13 protein-coding genes and 2 pseudogenes are annotated in these 17,513 nt (G+C 66.8%); 6 read left to right on the top strand and 9 right to left on the bottom strand.

From position 1 onward, the window contains the following. Positions 1-284: 284 nt before the first annotated feature. Both ABZ904_RS27965 and ABZ904_RS27970 read left to right on the top strand, forming a co-directional pair. Complete coding sequence (locus tag ABZ904_RS27965) at positions 285-695, top strand: hypothetical protein (RefSeq protein ID WP_361826104.1); 411 nt, start codon at positions 285-287, stop codon at positions 693-695. Positions 696-1,060: 365 nt separating this feature from the next. Beyond that, complete coding sequence (locus tag ABZ904_RS27970) at positions 1,061-1,708, top strand: RraA family protein (RefSeq protein WP_359409810.1); 648 nt, start codon at positions 1,061-1,063, stop codon at positions 1,706-1,708. Between the two features lie 369 nt (positions 1,709-2,077). Here ABZ904_RS27970 and ABZ904_RS27975 read toward each other — a convergent pair whose 3' ends face one another. From ABZ904_RS27975 to ABZ904_RS27990, 4 genes are all read right to left on the bottom strand, one after another. Then, the gene (locus ABZ904_RS27975; RefSeq protein WP_359409812.1) at positions 2,078-2,371 is read right to left on the bottom strand and encodes a DUF6510 family protein; all 294 of its coding nucleotides are present in this window, start codon (positions 2,369-2,371) and stop codon (positions 2,078-2,080) included. Between the two features lies 1 nt (position 2,372). Continuing rightward, on the bottom strand, positions 2,373-3,128 hold the full coding sequence (locus tag ABZ904_RS27980; RefSeq protein ID WP_359409814.1) for a ferredoxin reductase: 756 nt from the start codon (positions 3,126-3,128) through the stop codon (positions 2,373-2,375). Beyond that, positions 3,098-3,697, bottom strand: a complete 600-nt coding sequence (locus ABZ904_RS27985) for a sulfite oxidase-like oxidoreductase (RefSeq protein WP_359409816.1) — start codon at positions 3,695-3,697, stop codon at positions 3,098-3,100. Before ABZ904_RS27985 ends, ABZ904_RS27980 begins: the two co-directional genes overlap by 31 nt. 748 nt (positions 3,698-4,445) lie before the next feature. Continuing rightward, on the bottom strand, positions 4,446-4,955 hold the full coding sequence (locus tag ABZ904_RS27990) for a hypothetical protein (RefSeq protein ID WP_361826109.1): 510 nt from the start codon (positions 4,953-4,955) through the stop codon (positions 4,446-4,448). 1,467 nt (positions 4,956-6,422) lie between these two features. Between ABZ904_RS27990 and ABZ904_RS27995 the strand changes: the two are divergent. Together ABZ904_RS27995 and ABZ904_RS28000 are read left to right on the top strand one after the other, a co-directional pair. Continuing rightward, positions 6,423-6,653, top strand: a pseudogene (locus ABZ904_RS27995) (zinc ribbon domain-containing protein); the annotation flags it as partial. Between the two features lie 780 nt (positions 6,654-7,433). Then, positions 7,434-9,779, top strand: a complete 2,346-nt coding sequence (locus ABZ904_RS28000) for a glycosyl hydrolase family 65 protein (RefSeq protein ID WP_361826112.1) — start codon at positions 7,434-7,436, stop codon at positions 9,777-9,779. A gap of 87 nt (positions 9,780-9,866) precedes the next feature. Here the strand turns inward: ABZ904_RS28000 and ABZ904_RS28005 are convergent, their stop codons facing one another. From ABZ904_RS28005 to msrB, 5 genes are all read right to left on the bottom strand, one after another. Next, positions 9,867-10,253, bottom strand: a complete 387-nt coding sequence (locus ABZ904_RS28005) for a WhiB family transcriptional regulator (protein ID WP_359409828.1) — start codon at positions 10,251-10,253, stop codon at positions 9,867-9,869. Continuing rightward, on the bottom strand, positions 10,250-11,380 hold the full coding sequence (tal, locus tag ABZ904_RS28010; RefSeq protein ID WP_361826116.1) for a transaldolase: 1,131 nt from the start codon (positions 11,378-11,380) through the stop codon (positions 10,250-10,252). The genes ABZ904_RS28005 and tal overlap by 4 nt, the downstream gene beginning before the upstream one ends. 400 nt (positions 11,381-11,780) lie before the next feature. After that, the gene (locus ABZ904_RS28015) at positions 11,781-12,089 is read right to left on the bottom strand and encodes a DUF427 domain-containing protein (protein WP_359409832.1); all 309 of its coding nucleotides are present in this window, start codon (positions 12,087-12,089) and stop codon (positions 11,781-11,783) included. Positions 12,090-12,827: 738 nt separating this feature from the next. Further along, on the bottom strand, positions 12,828-13,157 hold the full coding sequence (locus ABZ904_RS28020) for a hypothetical protein (protein WP_361826119.1): 330 nt from the start codon (positions 13,155-13,157) through the stop codon (positions 12,828-12,830). Between the two features lie 287 nt (positions 13,158-13,444). After that, positions 13,445-13,915 (bottom strand): peptide-methionine (R)-S-oxide reductase MsrB, encoded by a 471-nt coding sequence (gene msrB, locus ABZ904_RS28025; protein WP_361826122.1) that lies wholly within the window; start codon positions 13,913-13,915, stop codon positions 13,445-13,447. A 951-nt stretch (positions 13,916-14,866) separates the two neighbouring features. On the opposite strand from msrB, the pseudogene ABZ904_RS28030 reads away from it, so the two are divergent. Together ABZ904_RS28030 and ABZ904_RS28035 are read left to right on the top strand one after the other, a co-directional pair. Next, positions 14,867-16,085: pseudogene (locus ABZ904_RS28030) on the top strand (transposase). 184 nt (positions 16,086-16,269) lie between these two features. After that, the gene (locus ABZ904_RS28035) at positions 16,270-17,463 is read left to right on the top strand and encodes a permease (protein ID WP_360993495.1); all 1,194 of its coding nucleotides are present in this window, start codon (positions 16,270-16,272) and stop codon (positions 17,461-17,463) included. The last annotated feature ends 50 nt before the right edge of the window (positions 17,464-17,513 follow it).

Raw genomic sequence — 17,513 nt, forward strand, 5'->3', positions numbered from 1 at the left:
GAGGCCCCGCTCGTATGCGCCGAGCACCCCGCGACCACCCAATCGGGACTCCCATTCGATCGGCAAACCCCAAGATCGGTACGACAACAGCTACTAACCTCGGCGATTCGCTTGGGGCGATGAGGTGTCGTTGATCGTCTGCTGTCCACGGCCCCGGCGTAGTTGATCTTTGATGTGTTTTGGGTTGTTTGTCCGTAGAGTGAGGTGGCAAGTTGCAAGGCGAGCACGGCTTCTGATGATCTTTCGGGTTACTACGTCAGAAGATCGTCTCAGGAGCCGCGCTCGTGCCCGCATTCTCCCTGACCAGCCTTGTCCTTGGCGAGCTCACCGACCTCACGCTGTGGGAGGCCGAGCTCGCCGCCGACCCTGTGGCAGTGGAGTCTGCGCTGGTCAGCAGGCTGCGGCAGGTCCCCGACCGGCGTGCTGAGCGAGGGCGGCGCCATCCTCTGGTGGTGATCCTGGTGCGCGACGCTGGTGGTCGGCGGCGACTCCGCGACCGCGACCGCACCTATCTCGGCGCCCGCTACATGCAGCTGATGCCCCGCCTGGGCAAGAAGATAGCCCTGGCCGCCCTCGAGCACTCCATCGTCACCGCCATGCGGCACATGCTCACCCACGACACCGCTTCACACGACCTGGGCGGCAACTACTACACCAAGCACGACCCGGATCGAGCCCTTCGCCGGATCACCTGACAAGCCAACGCCCTCGGCCTCACCGTCCGCTTCGAACCTATCGAAGCGGCGTGACTTTACCCATAACCCGCGGTCAGTCATACGTTATTTTCGGACCAGACGCCTTCCGACGCGTCGCGGCTCGCTGCCTGGCGCCCTGCGGCGCCTCTTCGGCGCAGAGCTTCAGGTTCCGCCGGCAGCGCGCGAAATGGTGTGGGATATGGCTACGTGCACCACCGCGACGAGATGGTGGACGGCTACAAGATTTTCTGCCGGGAGTCTGGGCTGGCGGAGCCGCCAGCAGCCGTGCTTCTCCGCGCTTTCCAGGGCCGTCCAGCACCCGGCGGTTACCGGCCTTGTGCTGGACGGGTACAGAGAGGCGGGACATGAAGGACGAATCATTGGCTGCGAAGGCCGCCCGGCTGGGCTGCGCCACGCTCGTAGATGCCATGGGCCGGATCCACAGCCATCGGGCGCACATTCCGTCCATGACCAGCCCCGACCCCGGTCGCCCGTTGTTCGGGTCCGCGGCCACCATCTCCTACGTGCCCTACCGTGAGGACCTGACTGCGGCAGACCTTGACTTCGGATATTTCTACCGCGGGGCGGTCGGAGAGAGGCCACTCGCGGGCCAAGTACTGGTGCTCTCCAGTGGCGGCTACCCTGACGTGTCCCACGGCGGCGGCACCAAGCTGGCCCGAGCGGACCGCAGCGGGCTGGCGGGCGTCCTGGTCGACGGCCGACTACGGGACTTCGCTCAGTTGCGCAGCTACAGCTTCGCTACGTGGTGCAGCGGGGAGGCCGTCCGATGGGGCGGCGACACAGTGATGCCTCACGCCTTCGGCGTAGCCGTCGAAATCTCCGGTGTCTGTGTAGAACCAGGCGACTACGTCTACATGGACAGCGCCGGGGGTGTAGTGATTCCTTCTGCGAGCCTGCGCAGGGTCCTCAGCGTCGCACAAGAGGTTGCAGCCGAGGAGACCGAGGCTGAAAAGGGCATCAGGAACGACGAGGCGGGCCGAACTGGCGAGTAGCATGAGACAGCGGCGTTGCAGCCCCAAGGGCCTACCCCCTCGGCCTCGCGCCCCGAGCGAGGCCAGGTCGGAAGTAATTGTCCCTCACCTGACCGTCGGCGACATCGCCGACTGCGGCGGTAAGGAACAACGGTGACCAAACTGGTACGTAACGCGCCTCCGTGGGCTTCCGCGAGAATCGCACAGCTGCTCGTTTCCGGTGCGCACGGCCGCAGTTCCGCGCATTCTGCTTGATCCCCGAGACCAGACCGCGAGTCCAGGGATGTCCATCTGCCGGCCATCACGTAGTCGTGATGGCCGTCCTCGTCGTCGGGGTCGGAAGGGTCTGCCAGATAGCGCGGGTCCGCCTCGAAGCCAGCCCGGAGCGCCTCATTCCGCCTCCAGGGGGATTGACAGGGCCACGGTGCCGCGCATGTCGACCCAGACTGCCTCTTTCGTACGCACGATCCGCAGGACGACCTCGCTGCAGCGCTGACACCGGGCCACGAGCCCCGGCGCGTCTGCGTAGACGTGGAGGAGTGCTACAGGTCCTGTGGATCCGCAATGGGCGCATTGGCTTGTCGCGACGGTCACGTCGGCCACGAAGACTTCGGACAAAGGGCCCGCCAGCACGTTGCCGTCCACGTAGCCGGCATCCGCTACGCCCTGCTCTGCAGAAATCATGTCAACCTCCACTGCCGCCGAAGCGTTCGGTGCGGATGCGTCCCGGGTCGTGCCCGAGCAGCACGAGGTAAGCCGCGACCTTCTCGACGAACGCTGTGGGCCCGCAGACGTAGCAGGTCGGTTCGAAATCCGGCGGCCAGCTGTGCTGGACCAGGTCCTCCGGGGTGATACGTCCAGGCGGCCTGGGCGCTCCCGGAGGAGCCTCACGGGTGTGGATAAGGGCCGTGTCCAGACCCGGTGAGCCGCCGCGCAGTTCGGGCACGTACAGCTGCTCGGCGGGTGTTCGCAGGGAGTACACGAGCCGGAAGGGCGTGCGGCTGCCGGTCGCAGCGCGGGAGCGGATCATACACATGAGCGGGACGAGCCCTGAGCCACCGGCAACCAGCAAAACCGGCTCGGTCTGCTCCGGGCTCCACACGAACCACCCTCCGACGGGCCCCCGCAGCTCCAACTGGTCACCGGGCATCAGCTCATCTGCCAGGTAAGGCGACACCTCTCCTCCGGGTGTGCGCTGAATCGTGAGGTCCACGCGGGCGCCGTCCGCCACCGAGGCGATCGAGTAGCTCCGCTGAGTGCTGTAGCCGTCCTCTGCGGTCAACCGCACGTCCACGTGCTGCCCTGCCAGGTGTCCGGGCCAGTCCAAGACCTCCAGGGACAGCGTGCGGGCCGAAGCGGACTCCTCACGTCGGCTGGTCACGTCGGCCACCCTCCAGCGGAGGCGGTCGCCTAGTCTCCCCTGTACCGCTGTTCTCGCCATGGGTCTCCATAGTTGTGATAGCCGGCGCTCTCCCAGAACCCCGGCTCGTCCGTTTCGCGAAGCTCGATCCTGCGGACCCATTTCGCGGACTTCCACAGGTAGAGGTGCGGCACGAGCAGCCTGGCCGGTCCGCCGTGCTCGGGTGCAAGAGGGTGACCGTCGTAGGCGAACACGATCCACGCCCGACCGTCGAGCAGATCCGTCAGGGGCACGTTGGTGGTGTAGCCGCCGTACGAGGACACGAGGACGTGTTCGGCCTCCGTCCGTACATCTGCCAGCAGGACGTCGAGGGACACGCCTTGCCACTGGGTATTGAACTTAGACCACTTGGTCACGCAGTGCAGGTCGACCGTCGGGGACTCCACCGGAAGCGCATTCAGGGCGGGCCAGTCCCAGGTGTGCTGAGTGCCGGACTCCGAGACCACGGTCAGTTCCCAATCGTCGATCGGTACACGGGGCGTGGGCCCAGCCGCCAGCACGGGAAAGCCCGTCGTCTCGTACTGCCCGGGTGGCAGCTTCCCTTGCGAAGGAGAGCGCCGCCCGTGGAATCCTCGCGAAATGATCGGCATGTTCGCCATCCTCGGTGTTCAGCGTGGATACTCTGTGACTGCTTCTTCGTAGAGAGCGTTGAAACTGCCTGCCTCGCTACCTCTGCCGCCGTCAGTTGCCCCATCAGGCCGTCCATGACTCCCCACACTGCCGAGCGATGACAGTGCGCCCCATACCCTTCGGGGCGAAATACCCGTCCTATCACCCAGTCGGCCGTGCGCCTGCCCCGCTCGAACGGCACCGTTCGGGGGCAGCAGCCCGAACGTGTCGGCTCCGAACGGCTCTGGGCCGCGACTCACTTGTCGTCCCTGGTGTCTGCAACTACGTGTACGGCCGCCTCTTGCGCAGAAGCCGCACCGCCGTCAGGACGACATCTCGAGCCCAGTAGTCGTCGCCGTCGTAGCTGGCGCCAACGACATTGGTGTCCCAGCCCAAGGGGCGTCCCGCACACTCGTCGCCGACTTGGTCGTCAATGCGCTCTCCGTCGGTGTCGGCCGTGTCTCCCGTCGCCCTCCGGGGCAAACCCTTCCGGCAGCTCACCCCTCAGGCGGTGAGTGAGGTCTTCGTGCGAAGAGCCCTCGCGGGCGCAGCTGCATGACCTACTCTGCGTCGGTCACGCGTCCGCTGACCGGCTGCACGGTCACCTGCCTGACACCTTTCCCACACACCCAGTTTCAGGCCGACTTTCGGTGAGAATACCTCCCAAAACTCCACGATGCATTGTGTACTCCTGTTACCGAGATGCCTACCTCCGCATGCATTGGTTGCTTAAGGACCGCACCTGACGGGACCGCCTACCCAGTACATGCGGACCGCAAAGCCGTAGGTGCGGCGGATCGTGTCGTCGATATCCACGTAGGCCACCTGGTCGGCGCCGGGCAGCAGCGGGGTGTGCGCGGCCAGGTGGGGCAGGAACCGGCGGGCCACCGCGTGCAGTTGCTTCACGTGTCCGTGACTGAAGGAGCGCAGGAACGAGCCCAGCGTGGACGGCGCCCGCACCCCGCTGAACAGCCGCGGCAGCCCACCGTGCCACAGCCGGTCCATGTCATCGATGCTGTCCGACCCGGCGACCATGCCACCGACCAGCGACATCAGCTTCGCCGCGGGGAAGGCCCCGGTGCCGTCCTTCGAGGCCGGCAGCCGGACGTGCTCGTCGACGAGTGCGGGCAGTGCGCACCGCTCGGCCAGCCGTACCACCGGGGCCAGCCCGCCGTAGCCGACCAGATTCGGATCATCAAACCGTGCGGAGACCCTCGCCGCGGCATGGGAAGATTGCATCTCGGAAGTGCCTTGCCGATCGTGCGTGCTGGAAGCCTGAAGAATTCCCATCATCGCAGGTCACAAGGCACTTCCTCGTTTCTGGAGAAGCTATCCACAGGCATCAAGCCGGTGGATCCGGGCTGAGCAGTCGTGAGGGACTGATCCGGCATGCGGGGCGGTGCTGCCGCGTCGGCTGGCTGACCGGACGAGGTTAAATTTGAATGAATGGTATGAATTCACGAGTGATTAACCCGACGAGTATTGATCTTGAGGAGTTTCTTACTTCATTGTTCGGGCCCAAAGGGGACGCTGTCAGGCGCGCCTCGCTTTCCTCAGTGGTGGGGCGGGCTCACCCGGCCAGCAATCCGGCCCACCACCCTGGCACGGCCAAACTTCCGGACCACCGCCGTGCCACTCGATGAGGTCCGATTCGGCCACGTCCAGCTCATCCCAACCCACCAGCCCGATGCATTGCAGGAAAACGGTCAGGTCGTGCAACGAATTGGCCGTGCCCAGGGTCTCGTCACCGACGCGTACACTGCGGCCGCCAGATCCGCCGGGTGCCTCGACGATTAGGGGACGCTCGACCATGACTTCAGCGTCTCCCAGGCAGATCCGGACCGCATTCCGAGGCGTGCTCTTTAGGTAGACGGAACTCCTACCTGGCTGATGTTGCCGACGCCCCTTGGCCAGGCTTTCAGGCGATGCCGACGCTGCCAGGGAAAGCCCCACACATGCATACCGGAGAGATTCGGCGGGAGGTGCCCGTGTTCTATTGCGTGCTTAAGTACGTTCTCCTGGGGCCCTTGCTGTGTTACGCGCTGCGGCGGTTCGGTGTCGGCGTGCACGCACTGCCGTGCCGATGCCGTGCCCGGCTTCATGGAGTAGGCCGCCGGGTGCCGAGTGCGGCAGTCGGAGGGTGATCACGTCGAACTTCCCGTCAAATTAACGCAAAAACGTCTTGGCTTAGAAAATATGCGGTGCATTGTGGTTATTAGGTCACAACACCGAAAGAGTTTACAAAGTCGATGAGGCGCCTGATCGACGGAGTGACTTGGTCAGGATGTGGGTTAGGCCCCCGGCAAGCCGGCGCGATACCGAGGCGACAGTGACGACTGAAGTTTCAGGACACGCGCAGCACTACCGGGGACTGTTTTTTCCTCGCAGCCTTCGCGCGGACCGGGCGTCCGATGCGAAGGCTGCGGCACGCCAACTCTCCCAGCGGGACCGAACGGCACCAGGAGCCTCCTCGCGCAGGCGAGACCCGCTCATTGACCACGTCGGGGCACGTCGTCGGGGTCCTGTCCGGGAGGACCGGCACGCGAGGCGGCGCGAAGGCAGGAGCACGGCCAGCTCGCTTGATCGCTCACGCACCAATCACGCGTGAATTGCGATCTGCGGGCAGCCCCGCCGCAGTCACACGTGCAGTGCCCCCGGTGTCGAAGACGGGACGGCCGGCCGTGTAACCACGGATGTGGCACGGCGCATGGGCGGGGTGTGCGGCTGGTGCATCCCGCGCACACCACGATGGAGTGCGCAGACTGCGGAGCGAGAACCAAGCATGCGCTGCCTCTCTCGGAACGAACGTATACCTGCACGCGATGCGGAGCCGTGCGCCCTCGGGACAAGAATTCCGCGTTCGTGATGCTGGTCCGGGCGGGTTGGTGCCCGGCAGGTGCTGAGGGCGTAAGACCTTCCGGGGCCGCTGGCCCGGAAGGCTGCCTGAGCCTGGAATCCCCACGCACGCCCGAAGGCGCCCCGAAAGGGGCGTCCGGCCGCAAGGCCGGACGCGAATCCCCCGCCTTCAGGCGGGGGAGCCTTCAAGAGTCATGTCCTCCTGGCCGTTCATGGCCCACCCTGCCGAGTCCAAGAGGTTGCGCTTGTACACAGCCACTGGCGCCAGGCAACCACGAGGGCGGCTGTCCGACATCCTGTGCCCAGGGGCGAGCGCCCTGTCCCCGGATGGCTGCAACGGGCCGGAACGGGGTAGAACGTCAAGGGTGATAAAACGCAATCTTCCGGACGATGTGCAGTGTGTTTTTGGGATGTGGACTGTGTGCTGGCAAAGGCCGCAGTCCTTCGCGTCACCGCATGGAAGGAAGCCCCCGACGACTTCTGCAGCAAGCGGCGGGACCCACCTTCCGTCGCTTCGACGTGCTTCTATGGGCAGCGCGTCGACGGGTGCCCGCACTGGCGGGTGCGCCCGTGCACGGCCTCAGGCGGGAACGTGTTGCCGGGGAGCACGGGCGGACGTACTGGGGCTGATTTCTCCTCCAGTGCCAGTGCCAGTGCCAGTGCCAGTGCCGCGGGATTCTGATCTCCACGGGCAATGGAGGCGGCTTCCGCGCGGATCGACACTGCGATCGCCGCCGGGCGCGGTCGAAGCGGCGCCGGGGCCGTGGTGCGCTTCGGTCGCAGTAGGCCAAGCGGGCGCCTGCGCTGGCCCGGTGCCGACATCGTGGTGAAGGGCTTCTCCGAGTCGTTGAAAGGCCGCACATGATCAGCCACCCCGCTTACGCCATCGAGCCGTGGTGTCTGCGCGAGAGCGAGCTCCGCCTGGAGGGGCTCGCCCAGAGCGAATCCGTCTTCACGCTGTCCAACGGTCATGTCGGCTGGCGCGGCAACCTTGATGAGGGCGAGCCGCACGGCTTGCCTGGCACGTACCTCAACGGTGTGCACGAGCTCCACCCGCTGCCCTACGCGGAAGCCGGCTACGGATACCCGGAGTCCGGGCAGGTGGTGATCAATGTTACCAACGGTAAGCTGATCCGCCTGCTGGTCGATGACGAACCGTTCGACTTGCGCTACGGACGGTTGCGGTCGCACGAGCGCACTCTCGATCTGCGCAGTGGACTGCTTCACCGCGTCTGCGAGTGGACCTCACCGGTCGGCAAGACGGTCCGGGTGCGCTCCACCAGACTGGTCTCCTTCACCCAACGGGCCATTGCCGCGGTCGCCTACGAAGTGGAACCGGTGGACGCCCAAACAAACCTCGTCATCCAGTCGGAACTCGTCGCCAACGAGCAACTGCCCACGCGGACCGGCGATCCCCGTGCCTCCGCCGCCATCGAGTCCTGCCTTCAGCCCGAAGAACACACTGCCTGCGACACGCGGCTACGCCTGGTGCACCGCACAGCCCGCACCAATTTGCGTGTCGCTGCCGCTGCCGACCACGTGCTGCACGGTCCGGACTCGACCCGAGCCTGGAGCGAGAGCAGCGACGACGTGGGACGCCTGACCGTCACCACGCTCCTCAGCCCGGGACAGACCTTTCGCCTCGAGAAATTCGTCGCGTACGGCTGGTCCGGGTTCCGCTCATTGCCAGCGGTCCGGGATCAAGTGGAGGCCGCTCTCGCCCGTGTGCGCAGCATCGGCTGGCAAGGGCTGGTGGACCAGCAGCGAGACTTTCTCGACGACTTCTGGCGGCATGTCGACGTCGAGGTCGACGGTGATGCCGAGATCCAGCAGGCAGTACGGTTTGCGCTCTTCCACGTGCTGCAGTCCGCCCGCCGGGCCGAGCAGCGGGCGATCCCGGCCAAAGGCCTTACCGGTTCCGGATATGACGGCCACTCCTTCTGGGACACGGAGACCTACGTCCTGCCGGTCCTCACCTACACCTCGCCGAACTGCGTCGCTGAGGCCTTGTGCTGGCGGCAGCACACCCTGCCCGCGGCACGCGACCGCGCTCGCCAGTTCGGACTGCGCGGGGCGGCCTTCCCCTGGCGGACGATCGATGGAGCAGAGTGTTCCGGATACTGGCCGGCAGGCACTGCCGCCTTCCACATCAACGCCGACATCGCGGCCGCCGTCGTGCGCTACGTCTGGGCCACGGGCGATGCGGACTTCGAACGCGAGACCGGTTTGGAACTGCTGGTGGAGACCGCCCGGCTGTGGCGCTCCCTCGGCCACCACGACCCTGGTGGCCACTTCCACATCGATGGTGTCACCGGTCCCGACGAATACAGCGCGGTAGCCAACGACAACGCCTATACCAACCTCATGGCCCGGGCGAACCTGCAGGCCGCCGCCGAGGCCGCTGAACGCCACCCCGCGCAATCTGCTGCGCTCGGCGTCGACGAGGAGGAGACCGCCAGTTGGCGTGACGCGGCCAAGGCGATGGCTGTGCCCTACAACCGCGCGCTTCGCGTCCACGAGCAGGCGGAGGGGTACACCGGCCTCGACGTGTGGGACTTCGCGGGCACATGCCCCGAGCAGTACCCCCTGTTGCTGCACTTTCCCTACTTCGACCTGTACCGAAAACAAGTGGTCAAACAAGCAGACCTGGTCCTGGCGATGTACCTGTGCGGTGATGCCTTCGAAGAAGAACAGAAGGCACGGAACTTCGCCTACTACGAACCGCTGACCGTCCGGGACTCCTCACTGTCGGCCTGTATCCAATGCGTCATGGCCGCCGAAGTCGGCCACTTGAGTCTGGCTTATGACTACCTGGGGGAGGCCGCCCTGGTGGACCTCGCGGACCTTGCGAAAAATACCTGCGACGGCCTGCACATTGCTTCCCTCGCAGGCGTTTGGATCGGACTGGTTGCCGGCTTCGGCGGGATGCGCGACCACGGAGAGGTCCTGCACTTCGCTCCCAGCCTGCCTGAAAGGCTCAACCGACTTTCGTTCTCGCTTGACTTCAGGCAACGCTGCTTGCGGATCGATCTCACCGGCTCGCAGGTGACTTATACGTTGCTGGAGGGCGAACCCCTTCAGATCAGCCACCGCGGGGAGGTCATAGTCCTGTCCAAAGAAGCGGTGCAGACCCGATCTGTCGAGCCGCCCACAGCCCGATCCGAACCCGCCCAACCACCCGGACGACGGCCGGGACCACGTCGCTGACGCCATCCACACCCGCCGCTCCCGAGACGGCCGCCCGGCCGCTTCCCTGAACCCGGATCCACAGGCATCAAGCCGGTGGATCCGGGCTCAGGCTTCAGGCCGGGAGCTGGACCGTTTCCGGGTTCTGAGGCGTTTTCTGCTGCGGGCCAGGACCAATTCTTCCTCGTCCATTCCGCCCCAGATTCCGTACTGCTGTGCTGTGGCGAGAGCCCAACTGGCGCACTGTTGGCGGACAGGACACGGCTTGCACACGGCCTTCGCTTCGTCGGCCTGACGCCGGCCGGGGCACTTCGGGCTTACGGGGAAGAACAGTTCGGTGACGAGATCCCGGCAGGCCGCGCTTTCGAGCCATGTCGGAATGCCGCTGCCGTCTCCCTGGACGCGGTTTACCCCGCCCTCCCGGGAGGAGGGAACAGCGTGCGGGAGGTGCGGCAGCCCCCGGGAATCGGGGTGTTCCGGAGGGGCGTTTCTCATTGCCACGTGTGCAGCCTGTGTGTGCCGGTTTCGAGCTGGGCCGCGGTCGCTGTGAGAAGGCTGTCCCAGGACTCCTGGAACTTTGCCACGCCCTCGTCCTCCAACTGCTGGACGACTTCGGTGTAGGGGATCCCCAGGCGCTCGATCGCTTCGAGGTCGGCCCGGGCCTCGTCGTATGTGCTGCGGACGTCGCCGCCTGCGGCCAGCCCCTGTGCCTCGACGGCGAGCAGCGTTGCCTCGGGCATGGTGTTCACTGTGTCGGGGGCGATCAGCCCGGCGACGTACTTGGTGGCCTCGTACGCGCTGTCCTTGACGCCTGTGGAGGCCCACAGCGGGCGCTGTTTGTTCGCCCGCGAACGGTGCAGGCGGTTCCAGCGCTCACCGGAGAAGACCTCCTCGAAGGCTTCGTAGGCCAGGCGGGCGTTGGCGACGGCGGCCCTGCCCCGGAGGGCTCTGGCTTCCGGCGTGTCGAGGGCGTCGAGGCGCCTGTCGACCTCCGTGTCCATGCGGGAGACGAAGAACGATGCGACCGAGGAAATCTGCGACAAGTCGCGCCCAGTGGCACGGGCCTTCTCGAGGCCCGTCAAATAGGCGTCAGCAACCTGCCGGTAGCGCGCCAGCGAGAAAATCAGGGTCACGTTGACACTGATGCCCTGGGCGATGGTCTCGGCGATGGCGGGCAGGCCCGCCTTGGTTGCAGGGATCTTGATGTATGTGTTCGGGCGGTCTACGAGCCAGGCCAAGTGACGTGCCTCGGCGATCGTCGCCGTGGTGTCGTGAGCCATGTGGGGGTCGACCTCGATGGAGACGCGACCGTCCTGGCCGGCGGAGGACGCGAGGAAAATGGGGCGAAGGATGTCGGCGGCATCGCGTACATCCGACGCGGTGATGGTGCGGACCGCCTCCTCGGCTGACACTCCGCGAACCGCGAGCTCGGACATCCGGGCCCCGTATTCCGCTCCGTGCGATATTGCGTCCCCGAAGATCGTCGGGTTCGTCGTGACGCCCACCACGTGCCGGCTGCTGATCAGCTCCGCCAGGCTGCCCGAGATGATCCGCTCGCGCGACAGAGTGTCCAGCCACACGGACACACCAGCGTCCGAGAGATCCTTCAACGCGCTCGTCATGTTTCCCGCACCTTCCAGGGGTGGTGAGGCGAGCCGTGCAGACCGCCCGAGCGTGCCCACGTCTGCGCAGTGGCGGCCCTGGCGGTGTGCCCTACGCCCACCAGACCATCCCTACGCCGACCCGGGCGGGACCGCCAGTCGGGACGCTCCGCCTGTGTCCACGGCGGTCCCGCCTGCAGCTGGGAGTACGGCGACGCTCAGAGGGCGCGCTTTCGTCCGCCCTGAACCTGTCTGCTGGCCCGCTTGGGCGGGGTGTCGGAGGGACATGTCCTGGGCACGGGCGCTGTTCCGTTGCATCTCATGGCCGACGAGTCGCACTGGCGCAGGCGACGGGGCGTGACGGTGCGACTGCGCAGCGCGGGTGCGGTGCCAGGAGCATCCGGTGTGTCTGTACGTGAGATCAGCCGTGGCTGTCTACGGTTACGAAGGGGCTGAAGGCAACGAAGTCGGAGAAGTCTCGCCCGACGCGCTTCACGGCGCTGGCGAGAGGGGCGGGGTAGCTCCAACCCACATCGTCCACGACCTTCCCGTCGATGACAGCGTTGAAGTACTGGCTGCGTCCCTTCCAGGGACACACGTAGGGGGTCTCACTTTCGCTGAGGAGTTCGTGCGCCACTGTGCCCGGAGGAAAGTACACGTTCCCCTCGATCATGACGATCTCATCGTCGGACGCCTCGGCCAGCACTCGGCCCTGGATGGTCGCTCTCATAACGCTCTCTCTCCTCGTCGGGCACCGCCGCGGCGTCGATGGCAGCGGGGTGCCTCGTTCTGTGCGGGACAGCCGGCCGCGCCGGCACTGCCCCGAGACGGGTCAGCGACCGACTCAAGCCCGGGTCTTTAGCGCTGTGGACGGTCGAGTTCTTACGCGGCCGGGCCTTTTCTCTGGGGGACCACCGCCTGTCTGACTGCTGGGAGGCGCCGCCCAGCTCCGGCACGGGACTGCCGACGGCTGTCATCTCGCCGGCACATCGACGGAACGGGGTACTGGGGCACCCAGCGCGGAACGCGGAATGGACCGGCACCTCATCGGCGGAACGGACGATGGTGCCTCTTGTTGGGTTCCCCACGACGGGACACGGCTCTCCTGAATCGTATGCCCGGCTGTCGGCAACCGCTGAATTTGGGTTCTGGATCACTTCTGGTGCTGAGTTGGCGAGAGGCCACTGTCCGTACTGGCAGCAGCCCGTCACCCGGCCAGGCGGAGGCGCTTGCGCAGGAGGTCGAGACGGGCCTGATCGACCGAGAGCGCCCTGGGGGGCGGGACCAGGGGCTATTGACACGTCCCTACGGTGAGAGAGGCCTCTCCCGCGGATGGCACGCCATCGCCGTCAGGGCGGCAAGAACGGTCATCCCTTCCGCTCGGTGCTGCCGGCCACGACCGGAAGGCGGGGCCGCTGGAAGCTGGCGGGCCACCGCTCGGGTTTGCCACATCAAGCGGAACCTGGGGCTATTGGAAACGGCCGTCGAAGCAGGTACCGCTCCTCAGGTCGGAGAACCGCAGGCCGACGACTGCTCCCCCTTCCACCACCCAGCGCAGATCGTAGGACGCTTGGTAGGAGGGCGGCCAGAAGGAGCAGAAGCGCCCATTCTCGTCGACGGACCAGGTGCCCTCCGTCTGGCGTCTTGTCTCGAAGTATGACGTGCTCCCATCGGGTTGGAAGATCTGGGTCGTGCCATCGCCGTAGGCCAGGCGGCCTGCGGTGACAGCGGTGGGGATCTGCTCAGGCGGCACGATGGCGCCGTCTTCTGGGTGCAGGCTGTCGATGTTCCTGGTCACTGTGCGGTCCTTCTTTCGGGCCCGAAGGTTCCGTTGCTCGTGAGGTCCGGCGGGCGTCTTATGGCTCAGCGCTGCGGAAGATGACCCCATTGGAGGGGGTCTGCTCTATTGTCTTGGCTGCCTCCGCTCCGTGGAGGTGACTCGACCCCTTGGGTTCCGCAGCACATGAGCGTTTTCCGTACTGCTGTACACGGGTATCGGCTGGGGCCCTGCTGGGCCCCGAGCCGCATGACGGTGCGCCGAGCCACCATGCCGTTCGGGCTCCGGGGCCTTGCCCTGGTCGCCGGTCATCGGCTCTCGGCGGTGTCCTCTTCCGTCGTCTCGAAGACGCTCAGGTACTGGCCGTACCCCTCCTGCTCCAGATCCTCCAGGGGGACGAAGCGCAGCGAGGCGGAGTTGATGCAGTACCGCAGTCCTCCGCGCTCGCTGGGCCCGTCCGGGAACAGGTGCCCGAGGTGGCTGTCCCCTTCAGCCGACCGTACTTCGACACGGACCATGCCGTGGCTGGTATCGGGCCTCTCGACGACGTGGCCGGACTCCAGAGGCCTCGTGAAGCTGGGCCAGCCGGTCCTGCTGTCGTACTTGTCGACCGAGGCGAAGAGGGGCTCCCCGGACACGATGTCCACATAGATACCGGGTGCCTTGTTGTCCCAGTAGGCGTTGGAGAACGAGGGCTCCGTCTCGTCCCGCTGGGTCACACGGTACTGCCGGTCGGTGAGCTGTGAGATGCGCTGTTGGCTCTTGCGGTACTCCGGCATGCCTACCTCCCAGACGGTGCTGGAGTGTCTCTTCTACCCTATTCGCGTCATGCATCGCCCGGACTCTTACCGCGTGGCAGAGGGGTGCTGGGGCCGAGGGCGAGGGCCTGCCCAGGGCGCGGTGCACGGGCGGACCGTTGAAGTGGTGGTCAGAGGCGGCCGCCCGACGCGAGCCCGGCTGCCTCCCCCCACAGCCGGGACGGGAGAACGAGGAAGGGCCGCTCAAGCTGCCCCCATCGCTCGTGCCCGGCCCGTAGCGGCGACGCTGTTGCAGGTCGCCCTCGACAGGCCGGGCACGGATGTGGACGCGTGCTTCCAGGCGGCAGGGATCGTGCTGGCGCCGTCGCGTCCAGCGACGGCCGACTGGTCGTCGCGCGCACCGCGTCCTGACCACCTGGCGGTCTGGGCTTTCGCGAGTGACGTCGCCGTCGTCGGCACCGCGTGGGCCCTTGGGCAGTGCCAACGGGACACATGGGGTCCAGGAGAGGGCGTCTAGCTCGGGACGGTGCTGATCGTCAGGGAGATGGTCACCAACGCTATCCGCCACGCCTCGACGCCCGCTACCTTCAGAGCGCGTCGAGTTCGCGCTGACCCGTGACGACGGGCTCGTGCGGTCGGTTTCTGTGCCGAAGGCCGAGCGCCGATGGGCGGCCTCGGCGGCCGGCCGCCTCGACGACGCCTTGTGTAACTTCCTCGCAGAACGCGGGACGAAGCAGGTCACTCTGGCAGGGGTGACGGCTCTGACCAACGCAGTGGTGGTCCTCCGCTTCACCGGGTTCCTCCGAGGATGCCCCGGCCTTCAGGCGGGGGAGGAATCGGTCTCCTGCGGAGCAGGGCAGGAAATAGGGGTTTCGCCTCCCGGGCGAAGGACCGTCCACCTGCGACGAGGTGAGCGAGCCCGTGGCGATCAAGAGGTCTCAAGTGTCAGTCCTCCCATATAGGTTCGGATGCATGACGACAGACGCGACCACGGAGGGGGCCGGGCATGCCCGGTACTCCTTTCGTGTGCGCCTGTCGGCTACCGCGCGGCGCGCGCTTGAAGCGGAGTGGGACCGCTGCCGGTGGCTCTGGAACGAGTGCGTGGCCAAGTCCAAGCAGGTCCACCGGCAGAGCAAGGAGTCCGGTGAGAAGCTGACGTGTGGTCCGGCGCAGTTGGACAGGATGCTGACTGAGGCGCGTCGGGTGATGCCGTGGCTGGCTGAGGGTGCGTCGGTGCCGCAGCAGCAGGTGATTCGGGACTTCGCCAGGTCGCGGGCGAAGGCGTTGAAGGACGTCAAGGACCGGCTTCCGGTGCACCGTCGGGCGGGGATGCCCCGCTTCAAGCGGAAGCGGGACAGCCGCCCGAGCCTGAACTACACGCGGCGGGGTTTCCGTCTGAAGGACGGTCGTCTGCACCTTGCGGGCCAGATCGTGGTGAGCGTGGTGTGGTCGCGGGCTCTTCCGGCTGACCCGTCGAGTGTGCGCGTGTACCAGGACACGCTCGGGCACTGGTACGCCTCCTTCGTCGCCCCCGCGCGGAGCGAACCGCTTGCCCTCACGGGGCGGGTGCTCGGGGTGGACTGGGGTGTGAGGAGACGGCCGCCACCACGGATGACGCCTACGATCTCCCGCATGCCGAGCACGGCAAGCGGTCCGCTCAGCGGCTCGCGAAGTACCAGCGGATGATGGCCCGGCGTCGGCGTCCGAAGGGCCGGCCCGCATCCGCCGGCTACCGGAAGGCGCAGGCCCAGGCAGCGAAGCTGCACAAGAAGATCGCGCGGCAGCGGGAGGACACCGGCCGCAAGTGGGCCAAAGCGGTGATGCGTGATCATGATGGGGTGGCGGTGGAGGACTTCCGCCCGAAGTTCCTCGCGAAAACCACGATGGCCCGCAAGGCGGCCGATGCCGCCATCGCCGCCACCAGACGCGCTCTGGTCGAGATGGGGCGCATGCACGCACGGGACGTCCGCCTCGTGCACCCGGCGCACACCACGATGGACTGCGCAACGTGCGGGGCGAGAACCAAGCACGCACTCCCTCTCTCGATGAGAACCTATGCCTGCACCGTGTGCGGAGCCGTGTCCCCAGGGACAAGAACTCCGCCCGTGTGATGCTGGTCCGGGCAGGTTGGAACCCGGACGGTGCCGAGGGCGTAAGACCTCCTGGTCCGCCGGACCAAGAGGCGGCCTGAGCCGTGAATCCCCACGCAGCCCTGGAGGGTGGAGAATCCCCTCCCTTCAGGGAGGGGAGCCTTCAACGGAATCCCCCAGCCGTCGCACGATCCGCCCGCCCGGAGTCCGTTTCGGAGCGTTTCCCGATACCCCCTGGGGGTGCAGTATGTCCGCGTACCGGACCGCCATGGCGAAGGGCACCCCATGTGGCATGCGATCGGGCACGCACTGTTCATCACCGGGTCGATGACCTGGGAGATCACCTGGGCGCTGATCCTCGGTTTCACCCTGTCCGCGGTGGTGCAGGCGGTGGTGCGCCGGTCGACGGTCGTACGGCTGCTGGGCGACGACCGGCCGCGCACGCTCGCGCTGGCCTCCGGACTCGGCGCCGCCTCGTCCTCGTGCTCCTACGCGGCTGTGGCACTGGCGCGCTCCCTGTTCCGCAAGGGGGCGAACTTCACCGCGGCGATGGCCTTCGAGATCGCCTCGACCAATCTCGTGGTCGAACTGGGCGTGATCCTGGCCCTGTTGATGGGCTGGCAGTTCACCGTCGCCGAGTTCGTCGGCGGACCGGTGATGATCGTGGTCCTCGCCGTCCTCTTCCGTGTGCTGCTGCGCGACCGGCTGCTGCGTGAGGCCCGGGAGCAGGCCGAGCGGGGGCTGGCCGGTTCGATGGAGGGGCACGCGGCGATGGACATGTCGGTGGGCGGCGAGGGCGGCTTCCTGCGCCGGCTGCTCTCGCGCGACGGCCTGACGTCCGTGTCGCACATCTTCGCCATGGAGTGGGCGGCGATCCTGCGCGATCTGGTGGCGGGGCTGCTGATCGCGGGCGCGATCGCCGCATGGGTGCCGGACGATTTCTGGCGTACGTTCTTCCTGGCCGACCACCCCACTGCGGCCCGGGTGATCGGGCCGCTCGTCGGACCGCTGGTCGCGATCGCCACGTTCGTCTGCTCTATCGGCAACGTGCCGCTGGCGGTGGTGCTGTGGAAGGGCGGCATCAGCTTCGGCGGCGTGATCGCGTTCATCTACGCGGACCTGGTCATCCTGCCGATCCTGAACATCTACCGGAAGTACTATGGAGCGCGCATGGCCGCGTTCCTCCTCGGCACCTTCTACGCAGCGATGGTGGTCGCCGGGTTCGGGGTGGAGTTCCTCTTCGGCGGTCTCGGCCTGATCCCCGACCAGGCCGACGCCAGGATCCCCGAGGAGGGGGTCACCTGGGACTACACGACCTGGCTCAACATCGCGTTCCTGCTCCTGGCCGCGGTCCTGGTGGTGCGGTTCCTGCGCACCGGCGGCCCGGCCATGCTGCGGACGATGGGCGGCGCGCCCGACCACCACGAGCACGGCGGACAGCACGATCACACCGGGGCGCCCGGGGGTCACCACCGCTGACCGGCACTGCGGCGGCCCGCCCGCGGTGTGCCATCGGCGAGGATCCGCTG

The sequence above is a fragment of the Streptomyces sp. NPDC046900 genome, from assembly GCF_040644975.1.
Taxonomy (GTDB): Bacteria; Actinomycetota; Actinomycetes; order Streptomycetales; family Streptomycetaceae; genus Streptomyces.

What these genes read in the sequence shown, in the direction of transcription:
- msrB (WP_361826122.1), bottom strand. Translation starts at nt 13,915, where the DNA reads ATGCCGGAGTACCGCAAGAGCCAACAGCGCATCTCACAGCTCACCGAC.
- ABZ904_RS28035 (WP_360993495.1), top strand. Translation starts at nt 16,270, where the DNA reads ATGTGGCATGCGATCGGGCACGCACTGTTCATCACCGGGTCGATGACC.
- ABZ904_RS27970 (WP_359409810.1), top strand. Translation starts at nt 1,061, where the DNA reads ATGAAGGACGAATCATTGGCTGCGAAGGCCGCCCGGCTGGGCTGCGCC.
- ABZ904_RS28000 (WP_361826112.1), top strand. Translation starts at nt 7,434, where the DNA reads ATGATCAGCCACCCCGCTTACGCCATCGAGCCGTGGTGTCTGCGCGAG.
- ABZ904_RS27985 (WP_359409816.1), bottom strand. Translation starts at nt 3,697, where the DNA reads ATGCCGATCATTTCGCGAGGATTCCACGGGCGGCGCTCTCCTTCGCAA.
- ABZ904_RS27990 (WP_361826109.1), bottom strand. Translation starts at nt 4,955, where the DNA reads ATGCAATCTTCCCATGCCGCGGCGAGGGTCTCCGCACGGTTTGATGAT.
- ABZ904_RS27980 (WP_359409814.1), bottom strand. Translation starts at nt 3,128, where the DNA reads ATGGCGAGAACAGCGGTACAGGGGAGACTAGGCGACCGCCTCCGCTGG.
- ABZ904_RS28015 (WP_359409832.1), bottom strand. Translation starts at nt 12,089, where the DNA reads ATGAGAGCGACCATCCAGGGCCGAGTGCTGGCCGAGGCGTCCGACGAT.
- tal (WP_361826116.1), bottom strand. Translation starts at nt 11,380, where the DNA reads ATGACGAGCGCGTTGAAGGATCTCTCGGACGCTGGTGTGTCCGTGTGG.
- ABZ904_RS28005 (WP_359409828.1), bottom strand. Translation starts at nt 10,253, where the DNA reads ATGAGAAACGCCCCTCCGGAACACCCCGATTCCCGGGGGCTGCCGCAC.
- ABZ904_RS27975 (WP_359409812.1), bottom strand. Translation starts at nt 2,371, where the DNA reads ATGATTTCTGCAGAGCAGGGCGTAGCGGATGCCGGCTACGTGGACGGC.